The organism is Variovorax sp. UC122_21, assembly GCF_044056785.1.
Lineage (GTDB): Bacteria > Pseudomonadota > Gammaproteobacteria > Burkholderiales > Burkholderiaceae_C > Variovorax.
Map to the genome: position 1 here is coordinate 1113862 of NZ_CP172004.1, position 25237 is coordinate 1139098.

Annotated in this window: 24 protein-coding genes and 7 pseudogenes; 21 read left to right on the forward strand and 10 right to left on the reverse strand. The window is 68.2% G+C overall.

What is annotated here, in order from left to right:
- Positions 1-7 precede the first annotated feature (7 nt).
- The 19 genes and pseudogenes from ACHMXE_RS17570 (at position 8) to ACHMXE_RS17660 (ending at position 14870) form a co-directional block, all read left to right on the forward strand.
- Positions 8-421: a gamma-butyrobetaine hydroxylase-like domain-containing protein gene (locus tag ACHMXE_RS17570; protein WP_203202633.1), complete on the forward strand. Its 414-nt coding sequence runs from the start codon at positions 8-10 to the stop codon at positions 419-421.
- Positions 422-568: 147 nt separating this feature from the next.
- Entirely contained in the window at positions 569-1300 is a 732-nt protein-coding gene (ubiE, locus tag ACHMXE_RS17575) for a bifunctional demethylmenaquinone methyltransferase/2-methoxy-6-polyprenyl-1,4-benzoquinol methylase UbiE (RefSeq protein ID WP_057592061.1), read from the forward strand.
- A 31-nt stretch (positions 1301-1331) separates the two neighbouring features.
- Positions 1332-2347, forward strand: a pseudogene (locus tag ACHMXE_RS17580) (Tim44 domain-containing protein).
- Positions 2348-2399: 52 nt separating this feature from the next.
- On the forward strand, positions 2400-2966 hold the full coding sequence (locus tag ACHMXE_RS17585) for a hypothetical protein (RefSeq protein WP_395350376.1): 567 nt from the start codon (positions 2400-2402) through the stop codon (positions 2964-2966).
- Positions 2963-4529, forward strand: a pseudogene (gene ubiB / locus ACHMXE_RS17590) (ubiquinone biosynthesis regulatory protein kinase UbiB). Before ACHMXE_RS17585 ends, ubiB begins: the two are co-directional and overlap by 4 nt.
- Positions 4530-4604: 75 nt before the next feature.
- Positions 4605-6053, forward strand: coding sequence for a sodium:solute symporter family protein (locus tag ACHMXE_RS17595; RefSeq protein ID WP_093340986.1), 1449 nt, complete (start codon positions 4605-4607; stop codon positions 6051-6053).
- A 105-nt stretch (positions 6054-6158) separates the two neighbouring features.
- Positions 6159-6485, forward strand: coding sequence for an FmdB family zinc ribbon protein (locus tag ACHMXE_RS17600; protein WP_395350377.1), 327 nt, complete (start codon positions 6159-6161; stop codon positions 6483-6485).
- Between the two features lie 42 nt (positions 6486-6527).
- Complete coding sequence (locus tag ACHMXE_RS17605; protein WP_203202629.1) at positions 6528-7163, forward strand: DUF502 domain-containing protein; 636 nt, start codon at positions 6528-6530, stop codon at positions 7161-7163.
- A 35-nt stretch (positions 7164-7198) separates the two neighbouring features.
- A complete protein-coding gene (gene aspS, locus ACHMXE_RS17610) occupies positions 7199-9010 on the forward strand; it encodes an aspartate--tRNA ligase (RefSeq protein WP_093340982.1) in 1812 nt (603 codons plus the stop codon).
- A gap of 76 nt (positions 9011-9086) precedes the next feature.
- Positions 9087-9356: a type II toxin-antitoxin system prevent-host-death family antitoxin gene (locus ACHMXE_RS17615; protein ID WP_209541735.1), complete on the forward strand. Its 270-nt coding sequence runs from the start codon at positions 9087-9089 to the stop codon at positions 9354-9356.
- Positions 9287-9681 (forward strand): annotated as a pseudogene (locus ACHMXE_RS17620) (CcdB family protein). Before ACHMXE_RS17615 ends, ACHMXE_RS17620 begins: the two are co-directional and overlap by 70 nt.
- The gene (nudB, locus tag ACHMXE_RS17625; RefSeq protein ID WP_209541733.1) at positions 9678-10148 is read left to right on the forward strand and encodes a dihydroneopterin triphosphate diphosphatase; all 471 of its coding nucleotides are present in this window, start codon (positions 9678-9680) and stop codon (positions 10146-10148) included. Before ACHMXE_RS17620 ends, nudB begins: the two are co-directional and overlap by 4 nt.
- A pseudogene (locus tag ACHMXE_RS17630) lies at positions 10145-10901 on the forward strand (endonuclease/exonuclease/phosphatase family protein). Before nudB ends, ACHMXE_RS17630 begins: the two are co-directional and overlap by 4 nt.
- Before the next feature lie 73 nt (positions 10902-10974).
- Entirely contained in the window at positions 10975-11706 is a 732-nt protein-coding gene (gene folE, locus ACHMXE_RS17635) for a GTP cyclohydrolase I (RefSeq protein WP_203202624.1), read from the forward strand.
- 1 nt (position 11707) lies between these two features.
- Positions 11708-12130 carry a BLUF domain-containing protein gene (locus ACHMXE_RS17640; protein WP_057592051.1) on the forward strand — a complete coding sequence of 141 codons (423 nt, stop codon included), beginning with the start codon at positions 11708-11710 and terminating at the stop codon, positions 12128-12130.
- A 77-nt stretch (positions 12131-12207) separates the two neighbouring features.
- Positions 12208-13088: pseudogene (locus tag ACHMXE_RS17645) on the forward strand (EamA family transporter).
- A 3-nt stretch (positions 13089-13091) separates the two neighbouring features.
- A pseudogene (locus tag ACHMXE_RS17650) lies at positions 13092-13941 on the forward strand (DUF429 domain-containing protein).
- A 147-nt stretch (positions 13942-14088) separates the two neighbouring features.
- Positions 14089-14286 carry a CsbD family protein gene (locus ACHMXE_RS17655; RefSeq protein ID WP_209541731.1) on the forward strand — a complete coding sequence of 66 codons (198 nt, stop codon included), beginning with the start codon at positions 14089-14091 and terminating at the stop codon, positions 14284-14286.
- Between the two features lie 68 nt (positions 14287-14354).
- Positions 14355-14870 carry a BON domain-containing protein gene (locus tag ACHMXE_RS17660; RefSeq protein ID WP_203202620.1) on the forward strand — a complete coding sequence of 172 codons (516 nt, stop codon included), beginning with the start codon at positions 14355-14357 and terminating at the stop codon, positions 14868-14870.
- A 66-nt stretch (positions 14871-14936) separates the two neighbouring features.
- Here ACHMXE_RS17660 and ACHMXE_RS17665 read toward each other — a convergent pair whose 3' ends face one another.
- The 6 genes from ACHMXE_RS17665 to ACHMXE_RS17690 all read right to left on the reverse strand — a co-directional run bounded on the left by ACHMXE_RS17665 (position 14937) and on the right by ACHMXE_RS17690 (position 18539).
- Complete coding sequence (locus ACHMXE_RS17665; protein WP_203202619.1) at positions 14937-15491, reverse strand: bacterioferritin; 555 nt, start codon at positions 15489-15491, stop codon at positions 14937-14939.
- The gene (locus tag ACHMXE_RS17670) at positions 15488-16024 is read right to left on the reverse strand and encodes a hypothetical protein (protein WP_203202618.1); all 537 of its coding nucleotides are present in this window, start codon (positions 16022-16024) and stop codon (positions 15488-15490) included. Before ACHMXE_RS17670 ends, ACHMXE_RS17665 begins: the two co-directional genes overlap by 4 nt.
- Positions 16011-16394: a hypothetical protein gene (locus ACHMXE_RS17675; protein ID WP_203202617.1), complete on the reverse strand. Its 384-nt coding sequence runs from the start codon at positions 16392-16394 to the stop codon at positions 16011-16013. The genes ACHMXE_RS17670 and ACHMXE_RS17675 overlap by 14 nt, the downstream gene beginning before the upstream one ends.
- Positions 16395-16427: 33 nt before the next feature.
- On the reverse strand, positions 16428-16700 hold the full coding sequence (locus ACHMXE_RS17680; RefSeq protein ID WP_395350378.1) for a hypothetical protein: 273 nt from the start codon (positions 16698-16700) through the stop codon (positions 16428-16430).
- Between the two features lie 151 nt (positions 16701-16851).
- Positions 16852-17016, reverse strand: coding sequence for a DUF1328 domain-containing protein (locus ACHMXE_RS17685; protein WP_082321940.1), 165 nt, complete (start codon positions 17014-17016; stop codon positions 16852-16854).
- A 212-nt stretch (positions 17017-17228) separates the two neighbouring features.
- A complete protein-coding gene (locus ACHMXE_RS17690; protein WP_203202616.1) occupies positions 17229-18539 on the reverse strand; it encodes a CHASE3 domain-containing protein in 1311 nt (436 codons plus the stop codon).
- Positions 18540-18670: 131 nt separating this feature from the next.
- On the opposite strand from ACHMXE_RS17690, the gene ACHMXE_RS17695 reads away from it, so the two are divergent.
- Positions 18671-19303 (forward strand): response regulator transcription factor, encoded by a 633-nt coding sequence (locus ACHMXE_RS17695; protein ID WP_057592041.1) that lies wholly within the window; start codon positions 18671-18673, stop codon positions 19301-19303.
- 24 nt (positions 19304-19327) lie between these two features.
- Here the strand turns inward: ACHMXE_RS17695 and ACHMXE_RS17700 are convergent, their stop codons facing one another.
- Positions 19328-19726 carry a response regulator gene (locus ACHMXE_RS17700; RefSeq protein WP_395350379.1) on the reverse strand — a complete coding sequence of 133 codons (399 nt, stop codon included), beginning with the start codon at positions 19724-19726 and terminating at the stop codon, positions 19328-19330.
- A gap of 285 nt (positions 19727-20011) precedes the next feature.
- On the opposite strand from ACHMXE_RS17700, the pseudogene ACHMXE_RS17705 reads away from it, so the two are divergent.
- A pseudogene (locus ACHMXE_RS17705) lies at positions 20012-22034 on the forward strand (AsmA family protein).
- A 22-nt stretch (positions 22035-22056) separates the two neighbouring features.
- Here the strand turns inward: ACHMXE_RS17705 and ACHMXE_RS17710 are convergent.
- From ACHMXE_RS17710 to gpmA, 3 genes are all read right to left on the reverse strand, one after another.
- Complete coding sequence (locus ACHMXE_RS17710) at positions 22057-22821, reverse strand: HesA/MoeB/ThiF family protein (protein ID WP_395350380.1); 765 nt, start codon at positions 22819-22821, stop codon at positions 22057-22059.
- A 93-nt stretch (positions 22822-22914) separates the two neighbouring features.
- Positions 22915-24357 (reverse strand): S41 family peptidase, encoded by a 1443-nt coding sequence (locus ACHMXE_RS17715; protein ID WP_057592038.1) that lies wholly within the window; start codon positions 24355-24357, stop codon positions 22915-22917.
- Positions 24358-24466: 109 nt separating this feature from the next.
- Positions 24467-25210, reverse strand: a complete 744-nt coding sequence (gpmA, locus tag ACHMXE_RS17720) for a 2,3-diphosphoglycerate-dependent phosphoglycerate mutase (protein ID WP_093340953.1) — start codon at positions 25208-25210, stop codon at positions 24467-24469.
- Between the last annotated feature and the right edge of the window lie 27 nt (positions 25211-25237).

Genomic DNA, 25237 nt, shown 5'->3' on the forward strand with positions numbered 1-25237 from the left:
GTTCGCGATGGCAGGCTTGACACAGGGCGCACCGACGCCGCAATCGATCACCGTGCACGGCCGCTCGCGCGTGCTCGAGGTGGGCTTCTCCGACGGCGCCACCTTCCGCATCCCCTTCGAGCTGATGCGCATCTATTCGCCCTCGGCCGAGGTGCAGGGCCACGGCCCGGGCCAGGAGGTGCTGCAGACCGGCAAGCGCGAGGTCGAGCTGGTGAACCTCGCGCCCGTGGGCAATTACGCGGTGCAGCCCAGCTTCAGCGACGGGCACGACTCGGGCATCTACTCGTGGGACCTGCTGTACCAGTTGGGTTCGCAAGAGGCCGAACTCTGGGCCGCCTACGAGCAGAAGCTGGCCGAAGCGGGCGTCGATCGTGACGCACCGATGGCCGAGAAGGGCGGTCATGCCTGCGGCAGCCATTGACCGGCGTTTGCTATTGAAAGCATAGCTTCGTCGGTAGACGTGACGGGCGTTACAAGACCTCAGCGTTTGCAGAAAAAGCAACAAATGACCGCCGGTACAGCGGGGTCGTCGTCTTGATGCGAGGACGAACGGCCTAACATCGGTCGTATGACCACCACCCATTTCGGCTTCGAGAAAGTCGACGAGAGCGAGAAGGCCGGCCGCGTGCGCGGCGTGTTCGACTCGGTCGCCACGCGCTACGACCTGATGAACGACCTCATGTCGATGGGGCTTCACCGCGCATGGAAGGCCTACACCGTGATGGTCGCGAACGTGGGCGAGGGCTCGCGCGTGCTCGACATCGCGGGTGGCACCGGCGACCTCGCGCTGGCCTTCGCGAAGAAGGTCGGCGCCAGCGGCCAGGTGGTCCACACCGACATCAACGAAGCCATGCTGCGCACCGGCCGCGACCGCCTGCTCGACGCCGGCGTGGTGCTGCCCACCACGGTCTGCGACGCCGAGAAGCTGCCGTTCCCCGACGACCACTTCGACGTCGTCACCGTCGCCTTCGGTCTGCGCAACATGACGCACAAGGACGTCGCGCTCAAGGAGATGAATCGCGTGCTCAAGCCGCGCGGCAAGCTGCTGGTGCTCGAGTTCTCGAAGGTCGCGAAGCCGCTCGAGAAGGTCTACGACTGGTACTCCTTCAACGTGCTGCCGCGCCTGGGCAAGGTGGTGGCGGGCGACGACGCGAGCTACCGCTACCTGGCCGAATCGATCCGCATGCATCCGGGCCAGGACGAGCTCAAGTCCCTCATGAAAGAGGGCGGTTTCGGGCATGTGGACTATCACAACATGACGGGTGGCGTGGTCGCCCTCCATGTTGGAATCAAGTGTTGATCAGACGAGATTTCGTTCGAGAGGAGACCTTATGAAGAGTTTGAGTACTTTGCTTCTGGCTGGCGCACTCGCGCTCGTCAGCATCCAGGCCGATGCGGCGCGCATGGGCGGCGGTAAATCCGTCGGCCGCCAATCCTCGAACGTGACGCAACGCCAGGCCACGCCGCCGGCCGCGCCCGCGCAACAGAACGCCACCAACGCGGCCGCCAAGCCCGCCACGCCGGCACCCGCCGCCGCGGCGCCGAAGCGCCCGTGGGCGCCATGCTCGGCGGCCTGGCCGCGGGCCTGGGCCTCGCATGGCTCGCGAGCTCGCTGGGCCTGGGCGCGGGCTTCGGCAACATCCTGCTGATCGGCCTGCTGGTGCTGGCCGCGGTGTTCGTGTGGCGCATGATCAAGTCGCGCTCGCAGCCCGCCGGTGCACGCCAGGGGGGCTTCGCCTTCCAGGGCGCGGGCGGCCCGGGCAACCCGGCGGCGCCGGCGCAGTACAGCCCGAGCAACGTGGGCAACGACGCCTCGGCCCGTCCGTGGGAGCGCAACGCCACCAACTTCGATGCCGCGCCCGCCGCGACCTCGCACGGCAGCAGCCTCTCGTCCGCGGGTGCCGCGGCCGGTGGCGGCAGCATGATCGGTTCGGCCCTGGCCGGTTCGCAGAGCTGGGGCATCCCGGCCGGCTTCGACGTCGATGGCTTCCTGACCGCCGCCAAGCGCAACTTCGTGACCCTGCAGGATGCTTGGGACCGCGCCGACATCACCATGCTGCGTTCGATGATGACCGACGAGATGATCGAGGAAATCCGCAGCCAGCTCGCCGACCGCGCCAGCCACACCGGTGGCGTGTCGAACAAGACCGAAGTGGTCATGCTCGACGCCAAGCTGCTCGGCATCGAGGAACTGGCCGATGCCTACATGGCCAGCGTGGAGTTCTCCGGCATGATCCGCGAAGACGCCTCGGCGGGCCCGGGCCCGTTCCGCGAAGTCTGGAACATGACGCGTCCGACCACCGGCGGCAACGGCTGGCTCGTGGCCGGCGTGCAAGCCCTGCAATAAGCAGCGGCTTCGAAGGCGGCCCGGCCGCCTGCAGAAAGGATAATCGGGGACCATGGCCACACCATCGTCCCCTTTTTCTTTGCTCGGCGACCTGTTCAATCGCGTCGGCGAGCGCCTGCAGCCGCCGCCCTGGGCCGTGCACGAGATCCAGCACCGCGCCGTGCTGTTCTTCAACCACGTGCTGCAGCAGGAGCCCGAGGCCCAGCAGCGGCTGGTGCGCCAGCAGGGCCGCGTGGTGCGCTTCCAGTGGCGCTTCGTCACGATGGAGCTGGTGGCCACGCCCGCCGGCCTGCTCGACCTGGCGCCGCCGGGCTCGCTGCCCGAGCTCACGCTGTCGGTCATCGATGACAACCCCTTCGAGATCGCGCGCGCCACGCTGCGCGGCGACAAGCCCTCGGTGCAGATCGTGGGCGACGTGCAGCTCGCGGCCGAGGTCAACTGGCTGGTCGACCACGTGCGCTGGGACGTCGAGGACGACCTCGCGCGCGTGATCGGCGACGTGCCCGCGCATGCCATCGGCAATGCGGTGCGGCGCGTGGTGGGCGCGTTGCGCCAGTTCGTGGGCAACCGCGCGGCGGCCGGCAGATCCGGTATCGGTTCGGCGGGCGCCGCCGAATGAGCCGCTTCTATCGCAGCCTCTTCATCGTCTGGGTCGCGCTGCGCTACGGCCTCGACGAGCTCGTGCTCACGAGCTTCCAGAAGCCCTGGCTGCGCGTGGTCGCACGCATCGTCTCCTTCGGCCGCCGGCTCGACGCACCGCGCGGCCAGCGCCTGCGCGAGGCGCTCGAGCGGCTGGGCCCGATCTTCGTCAAGTTCGGCCAGGTGCTCTCCACGCGGCGCGACCTGCTGCCGCCCGACATCGCCGACGAGCTCACCTTCCTGCAGGACCGCGTGCCGCCGTTCCCCTCGGCGGTGGCCGTGGCGACCATCGAGCGCGCGTTCCGCCGGCCGGTGAGCGACGTGTTCGTGCAGTTCGACGAAACGCCGATCGCGAGCGCCTCGATCGCGCAGGTGCACTTCGCGACCATCCGCACCAGCGACGGCCAGCTGCGCGAGGTGGCGGTCAAGGTGCTGCGCCCCAACATGCGCGGCGTGATCGAGAAGGACCTGGGCCTGATGGCCATGATGGCCGGCTGGGTCGAGAAGCTCTCGCCCGACGGCAAGCGGCTCAAGCCGCGCGAGGTGGTGGCCGAGTTCGACAAGTACCTGCACGACGAGCTCGACCTGGTGCGCGAGGCCGCCAACGCCGCGCAGCTGCGCCGCAACATGGCCTCGCTCGACCTGGTGCTGATTCCCGAGATGTTCTGGGACTTCTGCCATCCCGAGGTGATCGTGATGGAGCGCATGAAGGGCGTGCCGATCGCGCAGCTCGAGCGGCTGCGCGCCGCCGGCGTCGACATCCCGAAGCTCGCGCGCGACGGCGTCACCATCTTCTTCACCCAGGTGTTCCGCGACGGCTTCTTCCATGCCGACATGCACCCGGGCAACATCCAGGTCAGCCTCGAGCCCCAGACCTTCGGGCGCTACATCTCGCTGGACTTCGGGATCATCGGCACGCTCACCGAGTCCGACAAGGAGTACCTGGCGCAGAACTTCGTGGCCTTCTTCCGGCGCGACTACAAGCGCGTGGCCGAGCTGCACCTCGAGAGCGGCTGGGTGCCCGAGGGCACGCGCATCGACGAGCTCGAGGCCGCGATCCGCACCGTCTGCGAACCCTACTTCGACCGGCCGCTCAGGGAGATCTCGCTCGGCATGGTGCTGATGCGGCTGTTCCAGACCTCGCGCCGCTTCCACGTCGAGATCCAGCCGCAGCTGGTGCTGCTGCAGAAGACGCTGCTCAACATCGAGGGGCTGGGTCGCCAGCTCGATCCCCGAGCTCGACCTCTGGCATACGGCCAAGCCCTTCCTCGAGAAGTGGATGGTCGACCAGATCGGCCCCAAGAAGCTGTTCCAGCAGCTCAAGGACGAGGCGCCGCGATACGCCAAGCTGTTGCCGGAATTGCCGCGCCTGCTGCACGATTTCCTGGAGAATCGGCCGCCCGACCACCGGCGCGAGTTGCTGGAGCTGCTGGCCGCGCAGAAGCGCACCAACCGGTTGCTCCAGTCGATCGTCTACGGTGGCATAGGTTTTGTATTGGGTCTGCTGGCCATGCAGCTGCTGGTGCGCGTTCAAATCATCTGAACCGTGGCGCTGGCCGCCACGGCCCGGAAAAGATGGGCGTGCTGCCTTGGAATCGAGGAAAGAGGAGAACCTGACGTGCTGCTGACCCTGGTCATCGTCTATCTGTTGCTCACCATCGCCATCGGCCTGTATGCGGCCCGGCGCGTGAAGAACACCACCGACTTCGCGATCGCCGGGCGGCACCTGCCGCTCTTCATGATCGTCACGACCACCTTCGCGACCTGGTTCGGTTCCGAGACGGTGCTGGGCATCCCGGCCAAGTTCATCGAGGGCGGCCTCAACGGCGTGGTCGAGGACCCGTTCGGCGCCGGCACCTGCCTGATCCTCGTGGGCCTGTTCTTCGCGGGCAAGCTCTACCGCATGACGCTGCTGACCATCAGCGACTACTACCGCGAGCGCTACGGACGCGGCGTGGAGGTGGCCTGCACGCTGATCATCATGCTGAGCTACCTGGGCTGGGTCTCGGCGCAGGTCACGGCGCTGGGCCTGGTGTTCAACGTGCTCTCGGGCGGCGCCATCGGGCTGTCGACCGGCATGGTGATCGGCGTGGTCTCGATCCTGGCCTACACGCTGTTCGGCGGCATGTGGTCGGTGGCGGTCACCGACTTCATCCAGATGATCATCCTGGTGGCCGGCCTGGCCATCATCGCGATGTTCGCGGGCAACATGGCCGGCGGCGCCGACAAGGTGGTCGCCTTCGCGGTCAGCAAGGACCTGTTCAAGTTCTGGCCCGAGCCCAACTGGCACGACATGGTCTTCTTCTTCGCGGCCGCCATCACCATGATGCTCGGCTCGATCCCGCAGCAGGACGTGTTCCAGCGCGTGATGTCGGCCAACAGCGTCAAGGCGGCCACGCGCGGCCCGGTGATCGGCGGCCTGGCGTACATCCTGTTCGCCTTCGTGCCGATGTTCCTCGTGGCCAGCGCGCTCCTGATCATGCCGGAGCAGACCGCCACGCTGCTCAAGGAGGATCCGCAGAAGGTGCTGCCCACGCTGGTGCTCGAGAAGATGCCGTTCGTGATGCAGGTGCTGTTCTTCGGCGCGCTGCTGTCGGCCATCAAGTCGACCGCCTCGGCCACCCTGCTGGCGCCCAGCGTCACCTTCACCGAGAACATCTGGCGCCAGTTCCGCCCCGCGGGCACCGACCGCGAGAACCTCCGGACCATGCGCATCACGGTGCTGCTTTTCAGCGCCGCGGTGCTGGCCTACGCGATCCGCATGCAGGGCACGCCGATCTACGAACTGGTCTCGGGCGCCTACCAGGTGCCGCTGGTCGGGGCCTTCGTCCCGCTGGTGTTCGGCCTCTACTGGAAGCGCGCCACCACCCAGGGCGCGATCGCCGCGATCCTGTTCGGCATCGGCACCTGGCTGCTGTTCATGGCGATGCCCTGGGGCGCGGTGTTCCCGGCCCAGCTCGCGGGCGTGCTGGCCTCGTTCGCGGGCATGGTGCTCGGCTCGCTGGCGCCGCAATGGGTGGTGAACACTCACACGCCGCACCGCCCGCTGGCGACCGAAACGGCCTGAATCTCGCGCCGGGCGCAATCCCCGGGCGTCGGCCGGCCGGGGGGCGCCCCTATAATCGAGGGCTTTGCGAGCGGCCGCCTGGCCGCTTTCCCCACTCGATTTCCCATGCCCATCTACGCCTACAAGTGCAGCGCCTGCGGCTTCGCCAAGGATGCCCTGCAGAAGATGTCCGATCCGCCGCTCACGGTGTGTCCGGCATGCGGCGCGAGCGCGTTCGAAAAGCAGGTCACGGCGGCCGGGTTCCAGCTCAAGGGCTCGGGCTGGTACGTGACCGACTTCCGTGACGGCGGCGGCAAGAAGTCCGAAGCCGCCACCGCGCCGGCCGCTTCGGGCGACGGTGCCGTCAAGTCCGCCGAAGCGCCCGCCGCCGCGCCCAGCCCGGCGCCCGCGCCCGCGCCGGCCCCCGCGCCGGCCGCCAAGAGCACGGACTGAGGCGCCCGAACCGCCCGCCGCCCCCTGAGAAGAAACCTCCCGATGCTCGCCCTGCGCAAATGGTTGCTGTCCGGCCTGCTGGTGATCGTGCCGCTGGTCATCACGCTCGGCGTGCTGAACTGGATCATCGGCACGCTCGACCAGACGCTGTGGCTGCTGCCCGAGCAGTGGCAGGTCTGGCTCAGCGACCACCGGGTGCGCGGCCTGGGCGTGCTGCTCACGCTGGCGATTCTGCTGGTGGTGGGCGCGGCCGCGAGCAATTTCGTCGGCAAGCGCCTGCTCGGCTGGGGCGACGCCGTGGTGCGCCGCATTCCTGTGGTGCGCTCGATCTACTCGAGCGTCAAGCAGGTGTCCGACACGCTGTTCTCCGAGAACGGCAACGCCTTTCGCACCGCGGTGCTGGTGCAGTGGCCGCGCGAGGGCGTGTGGACCATCGCCTTCGTCACCGGCGCGCCCGGCAACGAGGTCGCGGAACACCTGGGCAACGAGGAGTTCCTCAGCGTCTACGTGCCCACCACGCCCAATCCCACGGGCGGCTATTTCGTGATGCTCAAGCGCAGCGACTGCATCGAGCTCCGGATGAGCGTGGACGAGGCGCTCAAGTACATCGTCTCGATGGGGGTCGTCGTTCCCGGCAGCCCCGCCAGCATCGCGGCGACCAAACCGTCCAACCCATAAAAACGAACGCGCCGCAACGGCGCCGGAATCTAGCCATGGCCATGCGTACTCACTATTGCGGTCTCGTGACCGAAGCCCTGTTGGGCCAGACCGTCACCCTTTGCGGCTGGGTCAACCGTCGCCGCGACCACGGCGGCGTGATCTTCATCGACGTGCGCGACCGCGAAGGCTACGTGCAGGTGGTGTGCGACCCCGATCGCGCCTCGACCTTCGCCGTCGCCGAGAACCTGCGCAACGAGTTCTGCGTGCAGATCACGGGCCTGGTGCGCGCACGCCCCGAAGGCACCACCAACGACCAGCTCAAGAGCGGCAAGATCGAAGTGCTGGCGCACGAGCTCAAGGTGCTCAACCCCTCGGTCACGCCGCCGTTCCTGCTGGACGACGACAACCTGTCGGAAACCACGCGCCTCACGCACCGCGTGCTGGACCTGCGCCGCCCCGCGATGCAGCGCAACCTGATGCTGCGCTACAAGGTGACGATGGAAACGCGCAAGTTCCTCGACGCCAACGGCTTCATCGACATCGAGACCCCGATGCTCGGCAAGTCCACGCCCGAAGGCGCGCGCGACTACCTGGTGCCCAGCCGCGTGCACGACGGCAGCTTCTTCGCGCTGCCGCAGTCGCCGCAGCTGTTCAAGCAGTTGCTGATGGTGGCCGGCTACGACCGCTACTACCAGATCGTCAAGTGCTTCCGCGACGAGGACCTGCGCGCCGACCGCCAGCCCGAATTCACGCAGATCGACATCGAGACCTCGTTCCTTGCCGAGGAAGAGATCCGCGAGATGTTCGAAGGCATGATCCGCAACGTGTTCCGCAATGCCGCGGGCATCGAGCTGCCGGTGTTCCCGACCATGACCTACGGCGAGGCGATGTTCAAGTACGGCTCGGACAAGCCCGACCTGCGCGTGAAGCTCGAATTCACCGAACTCACCGAGCTCATGAAGCGCGTGGAATTCAAGGTGTTCTCGAACGCCGCCACGATGAAGGGCGGCCGCGTGGTCGCGCTGCGCGTGCCCGGCGGCGGTGCCGAGGGCGGCCTGTCGCGCGGCGAGATCGACGCCTACCAGGAGTTCGTGAAGATCTACGGCGCCAAGGGCCTGGCCTACATCAAGATCAACGACGCGGCCGCGGGCCGCGAGGGCCTGCAGAGCCCGATCGTGAAGAACCTCGACGACAACGCGTTGGCCGAGATCATCGCCCGCACCGGCGCGCGCAACGGCGACATCCTGTTCTTCGGCGCCGACAAGGAGAAGGTGGTCAACGACGCCATCGGCGCGCTGCGCGTGAAGATCGGCCACAGCGCCTTCGGCAAGAAGAGCGGCCTGTTCGACGACCGCTGGGCACCGCTGTGGGTGGTGGACTTCCCGATGTTCGAGTTCGACGAGGAAGGCCAGCGCTGGAGCGCCGTGCACCATCCGTTCACCGCGCCGAAGGACGGCCATGAGGACCTCATGGACACCGCGCCCGAGAAGTGCATCGCCAAGGCCTACGACATGGTGCTCAACGGCATCGAGATGGGCGGCGGTTCGGTGCGTATCCACCGCGAGGAAGTGCAGAGCAAGGTGTTCCGCGCGCTCAAGATCAGCGCGGAAGACGCGCAGCTGAAGTTCGGCTTCCTGCTCGACGCGCTGCAGTACGGCGCCCCGCCGCACGGCGGCATCGCCATCGGCCTGGACCGCCTCGTCATGCTGATGACCGGCGCCGAGTCGATCCGCGACGTGATCGCCTTCCCGAAGACCCAGCGCGCGCAGGACCTGCTGACGCAGGCGCCGAGCCCGGTCGACGAGAAGCAGCTGCGCGAACTGCACATCCGGCTGCGCAACGTGCAGCCGCAGCAGGCGGCCTGATCGGCGGCCCGATCGTCGGCGCTTGCCCTGAGGAGGGCGGTGGCTAAAATGGCTAATCACTCCCCGGGAGCCAGCCATGCAGATCACCGCCACCGAAGCCAAGAACCGATTCGGCTACTACCTCGGCCAGGCCGAGCGTGAGCCGGTGCATGTGATGAAGAACGACCGCGTGGCGGTCGTTCTCGTTTCGGCCGCGCGCTATGCCGAACTCGAGGCGCTGGAGCAGCAGAAGTCGACGACGCAGCGCAAGCGCGAATTCAACGCGCAATACAAGGAATGGATCGACGCCCAGCACGAGCTGGTCGAGAAGCACGGTGTCTTCGGCGAAGAACTTCGTCCCTGGTGACACGGGCCGTGGCGCAGTTCGACATCCACGCCAATCCCGTCAAGGGGCAGCGCGATGCGTTTCCGTGGTGCATCGACATCCAGAGTGACCTGCTGGCCATGTTGCCGACCCGGCTGGTCATACCCCTGACCACGCAGAAGCATCTGCCGCTCAAGACGCCCCCCGCCTATGTCCTTCCGTGTCGTGGGAGGGGCAAACCTTCTTCGCATTGCCGCAGATGACCACGCCTTTTCGCGTCAAGGACCTCGGCCCTGCGATGGGCAATGTGCGCATGGCTTCGAATGATCTGGTGGCCGCGCTGGACGCGATCATCAGCGGCGTGTGAGCACCCGTCCCTTCAAGATCCCCCAGTCCGTGCTGGTCGTGATCCACACGCCCGCCCTCGACGTGCTGCTGATCCGCCGTGCCGACGCCGAGACCGAGTTCTGGCAGTCGGTCACCGGCAGCAAGGACGCGGAGGACGAGCCGCTGGCGCTCACGGCCGCGCGTGAGGTCGCGGAGGAGACCGGCATCCTGTGCGGGCAGGGCAGTGCGCTCGCGGCGCGGCTGGTCGACTGGGGCCTGCGCAACGTCTACGAGATCTATCCGCGCTGGCGTGCGCGCTATGCGCCGGGCGTCACGCACAACACCGAGCACCTGTTCGGCCTGTGCGTGCCCGAGCGCGTGGTGCCGGTGCTGGCGCCGCGCGAGCACACCGACTGGCGCTGGCTGCCCTACCGCGAGGCCGCCGATGCCTGCTTTTCCCCATCGAACGCCGAAGCCATTCTGTTGCTGCCAGAATTTGCGCGATGAACTCGCAGACGCCCAACTTCCGGGTCGCCACCTACAACATCCACAAGGGGGTGCAGGGCATCGGCCCCGCGCGGCGGCTCGAGATCCACAACCTCGGCCACGCGATCGAGCAGCTCGACGCCGACATCGTCTGCCTGCAGGAAGTGCGCAAGATGAACCGCCAGGCGGCGGTGCGCTTTCCGCGCTGGCCCGAGCTGCCGCAGGCCGATTTCCTCGCGCCCGAGGGCTACACGGCGGTCTACGAGACCAATGCCATCACTCGCCACGGCGAGCACGGCAACGCGCTGCTCACGCGCTGGCCGGTGCTGCGCACCAACCACCAGGACATCTCCGACCACCGCTTCGAGCAGCGCGGCCTGCTGCACGTGGTGATGGAGGTCGAAGGGCGGCCGGTGCACGCCATCGTGGTGCACCTGGGGCTCATCAAGGGCAGCCGCGTGCGGCAGGTGGCGCGGCTGCGCGAATTCATCGAGCGCGAGGTGCCGAACGGCGAGCCGGTGGTGGTGGCCGGCGACTTCAACGATTGGGGCGCGCGCATGCGCTACGCGATGAACGCCATGGGCCTGCGCGACACCAGCGACCTGCGCGGCCCGCGCACGCTGACCTTATCCCTCGCGGCTGCCGGTGGCGCAGCTCGATTTCATCTACGGCCGCGAGATCGAACCGCTGACCAGCAGCGTGCCGCGCGGCCCGATCTGGGCCCGCATGTCGGATCACCTGCCGCTGGTCACCGATTTCTTGCTGCCGAATTGATAGCAAGGCCCGCAGAAGGTACGGGCATTCGCGGCCCGAACGGCGGGCATGCATTCACTGGTACGATGGCCCGATGCTGAGGAAAACCGAAGTGGACACGCTCCCCGTTCCCAAAGACGACGACGAGGGCACGCCCGTCTCCGTGAAGATCCGCGAACGCCTGAACGCGGCGCGCCGGCGCTTCAACGCCAACGACAACATCGCCGAGTTCATCCAGCCGGGCGAACTCGAGGCCCTGCTCGACGAGGTCGAGGTCAAGATGAAGGGCGTGCTCGAGAGCCTGGTCATCGACATCGAGAACGACCACAACACCGACAACACGGCGCGGCGCGTGGCGAAGATGTACGTCAACGAGGTGTTCCGCGGCCGCTACGTGCCGCCGCCCTCGCTGACCGAATTCCCGAATGCCGAGCACCTCAACGAGCTGATGATCGTCGGCCCGATCACGGTGCGCAGCGCCTGCTCGCACCATTTCTGCCCGATCATCGGCAAGCTCTGGATCGGCGTGATGCCCAACGAGCACACCAACGTCATCGGCCTGTCGAAGTACGCGCGCCTCGCCGAATGGGTGATGGGGCGTCCGCAGATCCAGGAAGAAGCCGTGGTGCAGCTGGCCGACCTGATCCAGGAGAAGACCCAGCCGGACGGTCTGGCCCTGGTGGTCGAGGCCGAGCACTTCTGCATGGCCTGGCGCGGCGTGAAGGAAATGGACAGCAAAATGATCAATTCCGTGATGCGCGGCGTGTTCCTCAAGGACCCGAGCCTGCGCCGCGAATTCCTCTCCCTCCTGCCTCGAAAGAGCTGACATGCTGGTCCGACTCCTCTACGCCAGCCGCGCCGTCGACACCAGCCCCGCGGCCATCGAGGCGATCCTCACGCAATCGCGCTCGCACAACACGGCCTGCGGCATCACGGGCATCCTCTGCTACGGCGGCGGCACCTTCCTGCAGGCGATCGAAGGCGGCCGCATGGCGATCAGCGAGCTCTACGGCCACATCCAGCGCGATGCGCGCCACAAGGACGTGGTGCTGCTGCACTACGAGGAAATCTTCGAGCGCCGCTTCGGCGGCTGGACCATGGGGCAGGTCAACCTCTCCAAGCTCAACGCCTCCACGCTGCTGAAGTATTCCGAGAAGCCCGAGCTCGACCCGTACAAGGTCTCGGGCAAGGTCTCGCTGGCGCTGCTCGAGGAGCTGATGGCCACGGCGGCCATCGTCGGGCGCCACTGAAAGAACGAGTCGGGGGCCTTGGCCCCCTTTTCATGGCCCGCCGGCCGGCGGGCGAGCGATTGTCCTGACCTGATCCCGTGCCTCTTTCCGCATTCGCGCTGATCCTGCTCGCAGGGCTCATCCATGCGGCTGGAACATCGTCGCCAAGAAGGCCAACGGCGACGTGCGCTTCAGCTTCCAGACCAGCGTGTTCAACATGCTCATCTGGGCGCCCGTGGGCATCGTGCTGGGCTGGAACGTGGTGCCCCACTGGGGCGCGACCGAGTGGGGCTTCGTCGTGCTCAGCGGCGTGCTGCACATCTTCTATTTCATCGTGCTGCTGCGCGGCTACCGCAAGTCGGACCTCACGGTGGTCTATCCGCTGGCACGGGGCTCGGGGCCGTTGCTGTCTTCGCTGGTGGCGGTGCTGTTCCTCGGCGAGAAGATCAGCCTCGTGGGCGTGGCGGGCATCGTGGGCGTGGTGGGTGGCGTGTTCCTGGTCGCGGGCGGCCCCAAGCTCTGGCACAAGGCGCACGACCCGGCGCAGCGCGAGCGCGTGCACAAGGGCATCCGCTACGGCTTTCTGACCGGCGGCTTCATCGCGGCCTACACCGTGGCCGACAGCTACGCCGTCAAGTTCCTCGCGATGTCGCCGATCCTGCTCGACTACTTCGGCAACCTCGTGCGGCTGGTGCTGCTGCTGCCGGCCGCGCTGCACGACCGCGCCACCACCGCGCGCATGTGGCGCGCGCAATGGAAGTACGCGCTGGTGGTGGCGGCCGTGAGTCCGGTGTCGTACGTGCTGGTGCTCTACGCGGTGCAGCAGGCGCCGATCTCGCACGTGGCGCCCGCGCGCGAGGTGTCGATGCTGTTCGCCGCGCTGATCGGCGGCCACCTGCTGCGCGAGGGCGACCGGCTGCTGCGCCTGCTGGGCGCGCTCTTCATCGCGGCGGGCGTGGTGGCGCTCGCGCTGGGCTGAGCCATGGGCGCGACGCAGCCGGCCCCGGTGGTGCTGTTCGGCTGCGACTTTTCGAGCGCGCCGACCGCGCGCAAGCCGATCGTGGTGGCCACCGGCGAGCCGGCGTCCGATGACGCGGTTGCGCTGCACGGCCTGCAGCGCTTTGCCACGCTCGAGGCCTGGAGCCGCTGGCTGCACGCCACGCCGGCCTGGGGTCGGCGGCTTCGACTTCCCGTTCAGCCTGCCGCGCGAGCTGGTCGAGCACCTGGGCTGGCCGCTGCACTTCGAGCCGCTGATCGCGCACTACGCCGCGCTCACCCGCGCCGAAATCCGCGAGACCTTCGCCGCCTTCTGCGCCGCGCGTCCCGTGGGCGGCAAGTTCGCGCACCGCGCCACCGATGGGCCCGCGGGCTCGAGCCCGTCGATGAAGTGGGTCAATCCGCCGGTGGCCTTCATGCTGCATGCCGGCGTGCCGCCGCTGCTCGCGGCCGGCGCCCATCTGCCGGGGCTGCGCGCGGCGCGGCCGGTCGACCGGGTGGCGCTCGAGGCCTATCCCGGGCTGCTGGCGCGCGAGCTGGTCGGGCGCCGCAGCTACAAGAGCGACGATCTCGCCAAGCAGACGCCCGAGCGCCGCGACGCGCGGGCCGAGCTGCTGGCCGCGCTCGAAGCGGGCCGCACGCGGCTCGGCCTGCGCCTCGTGCTCTCGGCCGGGCAGCGGCGCGAACTGCTCGATGACCCGCGCGGCGACGACCTCGACGCCGTGCTGTGCCTGGTGCAGGCCGCCTGGGGCCTGCGGCGCGCGGACAGCGCGGGCCCTGGCTATGGGCTGCCGACGGACATCGATCCGCTCGAGGGCTGGATCGTCTCCGCCTGACCCCGGCCGGGCCCGGTTGTCCTACAGCGCTTCGCGCCGCCGTCGTGGCGGCGTTCTCCTGTCCCGTCGCTAGATTGAAGTCATGAGCCGCCGGCTCATGCGCCCGGTCTCCGGGCGCTTCGTGACCGCATCAGGAAGGACATCGCAATGAACAAGGACCAAGTGGAAGGCCGCGTCGACCAGGCCAAGGGCAAGATCAAGGAAGTCACCGGCAAGGTCGTCGGCAACGAGAAGCTCCAGGGCGAGGGCGTTGCCGACCAGGCCGCCGGCAAGGTGCAGAGCACCTACGGCGACGTGAAGGAAAAGGCCAAGGACGCCATCAAGTCCGGCGCCGACAAGCTCTGATGCAACATGGCTGCGGCCCGCGGGCGCGCAGCCATTTTTCTTTTCATTCCATCGACGTGGAGGTCCCCATGACCATTTCGATACAGCCGTCCGCTTCGCGCACGCGCACCTGGCTTGCCGTGCTCGCGATCGCCGGCGGCAGCCTCGCGCTGGCCGCCTGCGACAAGAACGATGGCCGCACCGCCGGCGAGAAGCTCGACAGCGCGGTGGCGCGCACGGGCCAGGCCGTCGACACCGCGCGCGACAAGACCGTGCAGATGGCCGAGGAGGCCAAGGCCAAGATCGATTCGCAGAGCGTGAAGGACGGTGCGGCCAATGCGAAGGAAGCCGTGAAGGACGCCGGCAGCGCCGTGGCGAACACGGTGGACGATGCCGCCATCACCGCCGCTGTTTCGGCCGGCCTGGCGAAGGATCCCGACCTCAGCGCCATCAAGATCGACGTCGATACCAAGGCCGGCGCCGTGAGCCTGCAGGGGCCCGCGCCCAGCGCCGCCGCCAAGGAGCGCGCCGAGCAGATCGCCAAGGGCGTGCAGGGCGTGACCTCGGTCGACAACCGGCTCGAGGTGAAGGGCTCGGTTTCCTAACCCGCTTTTCCGCTCCCCCAATGAAGAAAGCCCGGCATGCCGGGCTTTCTGTTGGGCGGCTGCGGGTCAGTGACCCAGCCAGTCCTTCAGTTCGTCGGCATGCTCTTCCTCATCCGACAGGATGTCCTCGAGCATGCGGCGGGTGGTCGGGTCCTTGTCGCCGATCAGGTTGATCATCTGGCGGTACGACTCGACCGCGATGCGTTCGGCCACGAGGTTGGCGCGCACCATGGCCTGCAGGTCGGTCGATTCGTCGTAGCCGGCGTGGCTGCGTTCGCGCAGGTGGTCGGGCGCGAAGTCGGGTTCGCCACCGAGCTGCACGATGCGTTCGGCAATGCGGTCGGCGTGGGCCGACTCCTCGTTGGCGTGCACCAGGAATTCGTCGGCGATGGCCGGCGATTCCACGCCGTTGGCGGTGAAGTAATGGCGCTTGTAGCGCAGCACGCAGACCAGCTCGGTGGCGAGCGCGTCGTTCAAGAGCTTGACGATGTCGTCGCGCCACGGACCGTAGGCCGGAGTGACGGCGCCGTCGTCGAGGCTGTGGGCCGCGGCGTCGAGGCCCTTCTGGTCCAGCACCAGGTGCTGGTGGTCCGTCGCCGGGGTGGAGGCATTGGCTTTCATGGAGGATCCTTTCGTGGGGGAGTTGTTTTCTGCTGCATGAGCGTGTTCACGATGTCGGCCAGGTCGGAAGTCTTGAGCACCGCCGCCAGCACCGCCGTCACCGACAGCAGCCGCCAGGGCCTGACCAGCACCACCACCGCGCCGGTGGCCGCGGCGATCGCCATCAGCTTGGCCGGCTCCTTGCGCGCGTAGCGCTCGAGCAGTGGCCGCGCCAGCTGGCCCGCCGCGTGCGCCGGATGGCGGCGCCACCAGCGCTCGGCCATGCTGCGCGCGACCGAGGCCCAGATGCGGGCGCTGCCGCCGCGGCCAGGGCCCGGATCGTGCGCGCGCTGGCCTTCGAAGGCGGCGCCGGCATCGTCGGGGTCGGACTGCGCGAAGGCCGCTTCGGCATCGCGCCGGGCGCGTTCCTGCTGCGGCGTACGGGGTTCCGGCTCGGGCTCGCGGCCGCCATTGAGTTCGCGCACCAGCGCGCGGCGCGACAGCGCCAGCCGTTCCTTCGGTGTCAGGACGGCGCGGGGATCAGTGCCGGCCATGGCGGCCTCCGGCTTCGTGAAGGGCCTGCAGGTCGGCGTCGACCTGCGCACGCAGATCGTCGAACCCGTGGGCGATGAAGGGACGGGATGCGATCCAGGCGCAGATCGCGGCGATCACCAGCGCCACGCCGGGAACCGCGACCAGCACCCAATGAAAACTGCCGTGCAGCACACCCAGCAGCACCGCCACGCCGGTGAGGCCCAGCGCCAGCACGAAGGTGGCCGCGGCAAGGATGCCCGCGACGATGCGGGCGATCAGCCCGCGGGCCGCGGTACCGGACTCCTGCCGGACCAGGGCCGCGTAGTTGGCGATGTGTTCGGCGATGAGCTCCGGGTGCCCGAGCACCGTGGAAAAGATCGGATGAAGCATGGTGCTGCGGAGCGGGCCGAATGCTTCAATCGATCAATAGTCGTCTCGACGGCGGCTGGCCAGAACGATCAGTGCGGTGATTGCGGCACCGGCCGCGGCGGCGATCAGCACCGAGCGCACGGGCTGGTCGGAGATGTAGCGGCCGGTCACGTCGGCAGCCTGCTCGAGGCGGCGCTGCGCGCGCGCGCTGGTGGTCGAGGCGGCATCGAGGCCGCGCTGCACGGCCTGCTGCACGCGCGCCGCCAGTTGCTCGACCGCCGGTTCCCGCGTCGCGGCGCAGCTCGCGAACCTTTTCGCCCGCTGCATTCACCGCGTTCTGTGCATAGGCACGCGTGGTGTCGACAGCGTCGTTGGCGGTCTGGCGTGCATCGTCGGCGAGTTGCTGGGGGGTCTTGGTCGTGTTCATGAAAAGTCCTTTCCGGGAATGGTTTGCGAGAGCTTGTGGATCGTACCGACGCTACTTGCTTCGTAGCAAGCCGGCCAGGAAGCTCGCGATGGCGAGTACCGCGAAGATCACGAAAAGGATCTTGGCGATGCCGACGGCGCTGGCGGCGATGCCGCCGAAGCCGAACAAGGCGGCGATCAGCGCGATGACCAGAAAGACCACTGCATAGTGCAACATGCGGAACTCCTTGGAGGCTGCCCTCGTTGTTGGAAAAGCCGTGTGTCCGAAGCGGAGCATCACGGCATGGACAGACCTTAAGGGCGGCCCCTTGGCGGACCTGTCAGTGACAGGGGTGGCGGGGCGTAGGAGATGGCCGAGTTCGCCGGCTGCCTCGGAAATCGCGCGCTTTCCGGCACCGATTGCGCCGGTGCATCGCCCCGGGTTCGGGCTCAGGCCACCGGCAGCATCGCCGTGATGCGCGTGCCGTGCCCGGGCGTCGACGCCACCGTGAGCTTGCCGTGCGCCGCCTCCACGCGATGGCGCATGCCGGCCAGGCCGTGGGTCGACGGGCGCATCTTCTGGGCGTCGAAGCCCTTGCCGTTGTCGAGCACCTCGACCAGCACGTGGCTGTCGTGGTCCTTCATCGAGATCGTGGCCTCGGTGGCCTCGGCGTACTTGCCGATGTTGGTCAGGCTCTCCTGCACCATCCGGTAGATCGTGAGCTGGCGCGACTCGTCGGTGCTGACCGCCTCCAGCTGCATGTCGACGTGGATGCCCGAACGCTCGCCGAACTCGCGCCCGAGGATCTCGAGCGAGGCCACCAGCCCCAGGTTGGCCAGCGAGGACGGGCGCAGGTCCTCGATGATGCGGCGCTTGAGCGCGATGCCGCTGTTGAGCAGTTCGGTCAGATGCTGCAGCCGCTGGATCGCGTCGGGCGAATCGGCCAGCCGCGACTTGAGCCGTGCCACGTCGAGCTTGGCGGCGGTCAGCAGCGAGCCCAGTTCGTCGTGCAGCTCGCGCGCCAGGAAGCCGCGCTCGGTCTCGCGCACGTCCTGCAGATGGGTCGCCAGCTCGGCCAGCGAGGTGGTGCGCTCGCGCACCTCGTCTTCCAGGGCATTGCGCTCGCGCTGCAGCGTCTCCTGCTGGCGCTCGCCGATCGAGCGCAGCACATGCGTCTGGCGCAGGTACAGGAAGAAGGCGAACAGGGCCGCCAGCGCCACGATGCTGGTGCCGAAGCGCGCCAGCCGCAGCGACAGCATCACCTGGGTCTGGCTGTCGTGCAGGGTCTTGTTGCTGAGTTCCACCAGGCCCCGGGCCTTCTCGCGGATCGAATCCATCTCCTCGCGGCCGACGTCGGTGGTGATGACGAACTTCCAGGCGTCCTCCTTGCCGTCCGAGCGCAGGCGCACGCTCATGTCCATCTCGGAGACCTTGCGCAGCACGTGCTTGGACAGTTCGGCCAGCTGGGCCGTCTCGGCCGGCCGGCCGGCATACTGCTCGCGCAGGCTCGCCAGGTTGCCGTCGATCTCCTTGATGGCGTTGTCGTAGGGTTGCCGGTAGGCGGCTTCCCCTGTCAGCAGAAAGCCACGCTGGCCCGTTTCGGCATCGAGGATGTTCTGCAGCAGCTGGTTGAGCACGCTGCGCACCTTCTGGGCGGCATCGATCTCGGCCAGGGCGATACTGGACTGCCGATAGCCCGCCTCGTTGATGCCGACGAGCGCCAGCGCCGCCAGGGCGGCGAGCAGCAGGCTCAAGGCCATTTTGGGAAAGGCTAGCCAACGCATGAAACTATTGAGTCCGCTTTCTAGACAAGATCGTGAATAATTGACAACGATCAGGGAACCGGCATGTTGCGGCCCGCGGACCGGCAACACAACGACGAAAGTAACAGATGATCAAAATTGGAATTGTGGACGACCACGCCATCGTGCGATCGGGTCTCAGGCAGTTCTTCTCCGAGCACGTGGATCTGCGCGTGGCCGGCGAGGCCGCCAGCGGTCGCGAGGCGATCGAGCTCGTGCGCACCACCGAGCTCGACGTGCTGGTGATGGACCTGTCGATGCCGGGCCAGAGCGGGATCGACGCGCTCGCCATGATCCGTGCCAAGGCGCCCGACGTCGGCATCCTGATCCTGAGCGGGTACCCCGAGGAACACTACGCGATGAACCTGATCCGGCAGGGCGCGAGCGGCTACCTCAACAAGGAATGCGACCCGATGGAGATCGTCAACGCGATCCGCACCATCGCGCTGGGCCGCCGCTACATCACCCCCGCCGTGGCCGAACTGCTGGCCCGCCAGCTCGACCGCAAGGACGACGCCGCGCCGCACGAGCAGCTCTCGGAGCGCGAGTTCCAGGTGTTCCTGAAGCTGGCCAAGGGCGAGACCGCGGGCGACATCGCCAAGACGCTGTCGCTGTCGGTGAAGACCGTGAGCACCTACCGCACGCGGCTGATGGAGAAGATGAACCTCTCCTCCAACAGCGACCTCACGTACTACGCCCTCAAGAACAAGCTGATCGACTGAGAAAGCCACCGTTCGCGCCGGGCCTCAGCCCGGCCCCGGTGGCTGCAGCGCCACCGCGCGCAGGCAGAAGTCGACCAGCGCGTCGATCTCGTTGGACTTGTCGAACACCGCGTCCACGCCGAACTGCGCACAACGCCTGCGGATGTCGGGCGTCGCATAGTTGCTGAGCACCACCACCTTCTGTTCGGGGTGCCGCTCGGTGCAGGCCTGCAGCACGCCCAGCCCGCTGCCCTGCTTGAGGAAGAGATCGACCACCGCCAGGTTCCATTCGCCGGCATGCGTGCGCAGCCATTCGACCGCGTGGTCCTCGGTCTCCGCGAAGCCGACCACCACGGTGCGCGCCAGTTCTTCCAGGGTGCCGATGAGGTTTTCACGGATCGTGAGGTTGTCCTCGACGATGTAGGTCTTCAATCTGGAATCCATGACGAACCGCGCTTCCTCCGACGTTGCCCGAATGATGTGTGCCGCGCGGCCGGCGCTCTCATGCCGAGGGCTGGCGCTGGCTGGACCGGGCTCTGGACAATGAGGCCTCCCTGCCGCGCATCATGCAGGGTTCAGTGTTCCCCAACTGTAGGCGGGTTCTGACGCGGCCGCAGGCGAGGGCCGTGGTCGGCGTTGCGCGCGGCAGGTAGGTGATGCCGCACGCGGGTTGCGGCCCTGCGCCGACCTGGACGGCGCGTGCGACGCGGTCATCATGCAAACATGGCGATGGATCACACCCACAACACCCACCCGCGCCGCTTCCCGCTGTGGCAGAAGCTGGCCGCGCTGCTGCTCACCCTGCTGGTGGTGCTGGTGGCCGTGGTCCTGTTCTTTCCCTGGGACGTGCTGCGCGAGCCGCTCAACCGCTACGTGAGCGAGAAGACCGGCCGCAAGTTCGAGATCACGCGCCGGCTTGACGTCGACCTCGGCTGGCGCCGCGCCACCGTCAAGTTCGATGGCATCGAGTTCGCCAATCCCTCGTGGGCGCGCGATCCCTACCTCGTGAAGGCCGATCGCGCGGAGTTCGACATCCGCCTGTGGCCGCTGATCTCGCGCCGCATCGACATCCCGCGGCTGGTGCTCGCCTCGCCGACGGTAGGCCTGCAGATGGAAGCCGACGGCCGGCGCACCTGGGCCTTCGGCAAGGACACCTCCGACGCCGGCACCGCGCCCACCATCGGCACGATCGAGATCGACGGCGGCGCCATCGACTTCCTGGCCAAGCACCTGGGCGTGGACATCCATGCCGACGTCAGCTACGACACCGCGCGCGGCGCGCTGCCGGTGCACTACCGCATCAAGGGCCGCTACAAGGGCCAGCCGCTCACGGCCCAGGGCCGCACCGGCAACGTGATGCAGATCAACGCGGCCGGCGCGCCGCCGTTCCCGCTGGAAATCGACGCGGCCGCGGGCCAGACCAAGCTCAAGGCCAGCGGCACCGTGGGTTCGCTCGCCGACCTCGACGGCATCGACGCCAGGTTCGACATCCGCGGCCAGACCCTGGGCGCGCTGTTCCCGCTGCTGGGCATCGCGCTGCCGCAGACCTCGCCCTACGCGGTGCGCGGCAACCTGAGCAAGCGCGGCACGCTGTGGGAGGCCAAGGCGCTGCAGGGCAAGCTGGGCCTGTCGGACATCGGCGGCGACATGCGTTTCGACCAGGCGACCCAGGTGCCCTACCTCGCGGGCGAACTGCGCTCCAAGGTGATGGACATGGACGACCTCGGCCCGCTGATCGGCCTGCCGCCGACGGCGCGCACCGCCGCCACCGTCGAAGGCGTGGCGCCGCCGCCGACCGTGACCCAGGTCAAGCGGCCGGGCGGCAAGGTGCTGCCGACCGCGCCGCTGGACTTCGAGCGGCTGCGCGCGATGAATGCCGACGTGAAGTACACGGCCGAGAGCATCCGCAACGTGCGCGACATCCCGCTCGACAGCGGCAGTGTGCAGGTCAAGCTCAAGGACGGCGTGCTCTCGCTCGACCCGTTGCTGCTAGGCGTGGCCGGCGGCAAGCTGGGCGGCGCGATCCGCATCGACGGCTCGAAGAATCCGGCCGACATCCCGCGCCGCGCTCGACGTGCGCGGCATGCAGCTGGCGCGGCTGTTCCCCAAGCTCGAGACCACCGGCAACAGCCTGGGCCGGCTCGACGGCCGCATCAACCTCTCGGGTTCGGGCAGCACCGTCGCCAACTGGCTCGGCGGCGCCTCGGGCGACGTGGCGGTGCTCGCCGGCCGCGGCCAGTTCGGCAACCTGCTGCCGGTGTTCGCGACCCTCGTGGGCGGCGACATCCTCAAGTTCCTGCTGCGCGGCGACCGCGATGTCGAGTTGCGCTGCGCGGCCGTGGCCTTCGACGTGAACAAGGGGCTGGCGACCGGCCGCACGCTGATGGTCGACACCACCAACGCGCTGTTCACGGCCACGGGGCAGGCCAATTTCGCCACCGAGGGGCTGGACTTCGTGGTTCACCAGGAGCCCAAGAGCAAGAGCCTGCTGTCGATCCGCACCCCGCTGGTGGTCAGCGGCAGCTTCGGCGATCCCAAGGGCGGGCTGCAGGTCGGGCCGCTGGCAGGCCGTGGACTGGCGGCCCTGGCGCTGGGCGCCGTCAATCCGCTGCTGGCACTGGCCGCGACCATCGAAACCGGCCCCGGCGAGGATTCCGACTGCAAGGCGATGCTGGCCCAGGCGAACAAGCCGACCGCCGGCGCCGCCGCCAACGGGGCGGCACGGGCCAAGGGCGCGAAACAGCAGCCCTGAGCCGCCCGGAGCTCGAGCGGGGCTAGGCTGCGGCGCGATGCGCCGCGCAGACGCCGCAGTGCGGATCGCGCGCCACGCGCAGGGTGTCGAACGAGGCGCTGCGCCCGTCGAACATCAGCAGCCGGCCCGCGAGCGACGGCCCGATGCCCGCGAGCAGCTTGAGCGCCTCGAGCGCCTGCAGGGTGCCGATGGTGCCGACCACCGGTCCGAACACCCCGAGCACCGCGCACAGCGTCTCCTCGAAGGCCGCGTCGGGCGGGAACAGGCAGGCATAGCAGGGCGAGGCCGGATCGCGCACGTCGTACACGCTGAGCTGCCCGTCGAAGCGGATCGCGGCGCCCGCCACCAGCGGCTTGCCGTGCGCCACGCAGGCGCGGTTGACGGCCTGGCGCGTCACGAAGTTGTCGGTGCAGTCGAGCACCACGTCGGCCGCGGCGACCAGCGCCGACAGCTGGTCGGCGTCGGGGCGCAGCACGTGGGTCTCGATGGCGATGCCGGGGTTGATGTCGCGCATGGCCTGCGCCGCCGACGTCACCTTGGGCTGGCCCACGCGCGCCTCGGTGTGGGCGACCTGGCGCTGCAGGTTGGTGAGGTCGACCTCGTCGTCGTCGACCAGCACGATGCGTCCCACGCCCGCCGCCGCGAGGTAGAGCACGGCCGGCGACCCCAGCCCGCCGGCGCCGATCACCAGCACCCGGCCGGCGCTCACGCGCGCCTGGCCATCGATGCCGAACTCCTCGAGCAGGATGTGGCGCGAGTAGCGCAGCAGGTCGTCGTCTTCGTTCATGGCGAGGGAGAAAGCAAAAGGGACCGGTCTGGCCGGTCCCCTGCGGTGGGATGCGAAGTCGGAGCGTCCGGAAGGGGCTCGAGCCCCGGCCGGTCAGTTCTCCTTCTTCTCTTCCTTGTTGTCGACGATCACCTGCGTCTTGCTGACCAGCACCGGCTGGCCCTTGAGACGGTTGAGCGCCTGCACCAGCGGGAAGTCCTTGTCGGAGCCGAATTCGGGCACCTTGCGGTCCTGCGGCGGCTTCTTGGCTTCTTCCTCGAGGCGCTTGCGGGCCTCGTCGCGGGCCTTCTCGCGCTCGGGGTCCTTCACCTCGGGGCCCTGGCCGCTGGCCAGGTGCTTCTCGAGGTCGGCCTCGCGCATGCGCAGCGCGGCGAAGGGGCTGCCCTCGGCGCTCTCGTCGACCAGCACGTTCGGCACGATGCCCTTGGCCTGGATCGAGGTGCCGCTGGGGGTGTAGTAGCGCGCGGTGGTGATCTTCAGGCCGGTGTCGGGGCCGAGCGGACGCACCGTCTGCACCGAGCCCTTGCCGAAGGTCTGGCTGCCCATGATGGTGGCGCGCTTGTGGTCCTGCAGCGCGCCCGCGACGATCTCGCTGGCCGAGGCCGAGCCTTCGTTCACGAGCACCACCAGCGGCACCGACTTCAGCGCGGCCGGCAGGCTGCGCAGCGGGTCGCTGCCGGAGCGGCGCTGGTAGAACTCGGGCGCCGCCTTGTAGACCGCCTTGCTCTCGGCGAGCTGGCCGTCGGTGGTGACCACCGTGGCGTTCTCGGGCAGGAAGGCCGCCGACACCGCCACGGCCGCGTCGAGCAGGCCGCCCGGGTCGTTGCGCAGGTCGAGCACGAGGCCCTTGAGGTTCGGGTCTTCCTTGTACAGGTCGTCGATCTTCTTCACGAAGTCGTCGACCGTGCGCTCCTGGAATTGCGACAGGCGGATCCAGCCGTAGCCCGGCTCGATCATCTTGCCGCGCACCGATTGGGTGCGGATTTCCTCGCGCGTGATCGTGACCGGGAAGGTGCGGCTCTCGTCCTTGCGGAAGATGGTCAGCAGCACCTTGGTGTTCGCCTCGCCGCGCATGCGCTTGACCGCCTCGTTGAGCGACAGGCCGCGCACCGCGGTGTCGTCGATCTTGGTGATCAGGTCATTGGGCTTGAGGCCGGCACGGAACGCGGGCGAGCCCTCGATCGGGGAGACCACCTTGATCAGGCCGTCTTCCTGCGAGATCTCGATGCCCACGCCGACGAAGCGGCCGGTGGTGCCTTCCCTGAATTCCTTGAACGACTTCTTGTCGAAGTACTGGGAATGCGGGTCGAGCCCGGCGACCATGCCGGAGATGGCGTCGGAGATCAGCTTCTTCTCGTCGACCGGTTCGACGTAGTCGCTCTTGACCATGCCGAACACGGCAGCGAGCTGCTGCAGTTCCTCGAGCGGCAGGGGCGCGAGCGAGCCGCGCGCGACGGTCTGCAGCGAGGCGGTGGTCAGGACGCCTGCAACGGCGCCGGCGGCGACCCAGCCGGTGATCTTGAGTTTCTGGCCCATGGGTAAGTGTCCTTGTCGGCTGTCGAACCAATATACACAGCTTGGAAACAAATTGCCCGCCGGGGTTCCACGGGTGGAGCGGCGGGCACGGTTTTTCTACAGCTCGGCTTCAGCCTTTGCCTTGCGAGGCGACCGCGGCGGCGGCTTTCTCGGCTGCGGCGGCATCGCCCAGATAGTAGTGCCGCAGCGGCTTGAGATCGTCGTCGAGCTCGTACACCAGGGGAATGCCGTTCGGGATGTTCAGGCCGACGATGTCGTCGTCCGAGATGCCGTCGAGGTACTTCACCAGCGCGCGGATCGAGTTGCCGTGCGCCGCCACCACGAGGCGGCGGCCGGTGCGGATGGCCGGGGCCATCGACTCGTTCCAGAACGGCAGCACGCGCGCCACCGTGTCCTTCAGGCATTCGGTCAGCGGGATCTGTTCGGGCGAGAGCTTGGCGTAGCGCACGTCGCTGCGTTCGCTGCGCGGGTCGTCGGCTTCCAGCGGCGGCGGCGGCGTGCTGTAGCTGCGGCGCCAGACCAGCACCTGCTCGTCGCCGTACTTCTTGGCCGTTTCGGCCTTGTTCAGGCCCTGCAGGCCGCCGTAGTGGCGTTCGTTGAGGCGCCACGAATGCACCACCGGCAGCCAGGTGCGGTCGAGCTCGTCGAGCGTGTGCCACAGGGTGCGCGTGGCGCGCTTGAGCACGCTGGTGTAGGCCACGTCGAAGTCGTAGCCCTCGGCCTTCAGCAGCCGGCCTGCCTGCTTGGCCTGCTCGACGCCGGTCTCGGTCAGGTCGACGTCGGTCCAGCCGGTGAAGCGGTTTTCGAGGTTCCAGGTCGATTCGCCGTGGCGGATCAGTACCAGTTTGTGCATGTCGGAGGCCTTTGGCAGCGCTTTGTA

Excerpts from the sequence above, each read along its gene's own strand:
- ACHMXE_RS17570 (WP_203202633.1), top strand. The coding sequence starts at position 8 with ATGGCAGGCTTGACACAGGGCGCACCGACGCCGCAATCGATCACCGTG.
- ubiE (WP_057592061.1), top strand. The coding sequence starts at position 569 with ATGACCACCACCCATTTCGGCTTCGAGAAAGTCGACGAGAGCGAGAAG.
- ACHMXE_RS17585 (WP_395350376.1), top strand. The coding sequence starts at position 2,400 with ATGGCCACACCATCGTCCCCTTTTTCTTTGCTCGGCGACCTGTTCAAT.
- ACHMXE_RS17600 (WP_395350377.1), top strand. The coding sequence starts at position 6,159 with ATGCCCATCTACGCCTACAAGTGCAGCGCCTGCGGCTTCGCCAAGGAT.
- ACHMXE_RS17605 (WP_203202629.1), top strand. The coding sequence starts at position 6,528 with ATGCTCGCCCTGCGCAAATGGTTGCTGTCCGGCCTGCTGGTGATCGTG.
- aspS (WP_093340982.1), top strand. The coding sequence starts at position 7,199 with ATGGCCATGCGTACTCACTATTGCGGTCTCGTGACCGAAGCCCTGTTG.
- ACHMXE_RS17615 (WP_209541735.1), top strand. The coding sequence starts at position 9,087 with ATGCAGATCACCGCCACCGAAGCCAAGAACCGATTCGGCTACTACCTC.
- folE (WP_203202624.1), top strand. The coding sequence starts at position 10,975 with ATGCTGAGGAAAACCGAAGTGGACACGCTCCCCGTTCCCAAAGACGAC.
- ACHMXE_RS17640 (WP_057592051.1), top strand. The coding sequence starts at position 11,708 with ATGCTGGTCCGACTCCTCTACGCCAGCCGCGCCGTCGACACCAGCCCC.
- ACHMXE_RS17655 (WP_209541731.1), top strand. The coding sequence starts at position 14,089 with ATGAACAAGGACCAAGTGGAAGGCCGCGTCGACCAGGCCAAGGGCAAG.
- ACHMXE_RS17660 (WP_203202620.1), top strand. The coding sequence starts at position 14,355 with ATGACCATTTCGATACAGCCGTCCGCTTCGCGCACGCGCACCTGGCTT.
- ACHMXE_RS17665 (WP_203202619.1), bottom strand. The coding sequence starts at position 15,491 with ATGAAAGCCAATGCCTCCACCCCGGCGACGGACCACCAGCACCTGGTG.
- ACHMXE_RS17670 (WP_203202618.1), bottom strand. The coding sequence starts at position 16,024 with ATGGCCGGCACTGATCCCCGCGCCGTCCTGACACCGAAGGAACGGCTG.
- ACHMXE_RS17675 (WP_203202617.1), bottom strand. The coding sequence starts at position 16,394 with ATGCTTCATCCGATCTTTTCCACGGTGCTCGGGCACCCGGAGCTCATC.
- ACHMXE_RS17680 (WP_395350378.1), bottom strand. The coding sequence starts at position 16,700 with ATGCAGCGGGCGAAAAGGTTCGCGAGCTGCGCCGCGACGCGGGAACCG.
- ACHMXE_RS17685 (WP_082321940.1), bottom strand. The coding sequence starts at position 17,016 with ATGTTGCACTATGCAGTGGTCTTTCTGGTCATCGCGCTGATCGCCGCC.
- ACHMXE_RS17690 (WP_203202616.1), bottom strand. The coding sequence starts at position 18,539 with ATGGCCTTGAGCCTGCTGCTCGCCGCCCTGGCGGCGCTGGCGCTCGTC.
- ACHMXE_RS17695 (WP_057592041.1), top strand. The coding sequence starts at position 18,671 with ATGATCAAAATTGGAATTGTGGACGACCACGCCATCGTGCGATCGGGT.
- ACHMXE_RS17700 (WP_395350379.1), bottom strand. The coding sequence starts at position 19,726 with ATGGATTCCAGATTGAAGACCTACATCGTCGAGGACAACCTCACGATC.
- ACHMXE_RS17710 (WP_395350380.1), bottom strand. The coding sequence starts at position 22,821 with ATGAACGAAGACGACGACCTGCTGCGCTACTCGCGCCACATCCTGCTC.
- ACHMXE_RS17715 (WP_057592038.1), bottom strand. The coding sequence starts at position 24,357 with ATGGGCCAGAAACTCAAGATCACCGGCTGGGTCGCCGCCGGCGCCGTT.
- gpmA (WP_093340953.1), bottom strand. The coding sequence starts at position 25,210 with ATGCACAAACTGGTACTGATCCGCCACGGCGAATCGACCTGGAACCTC.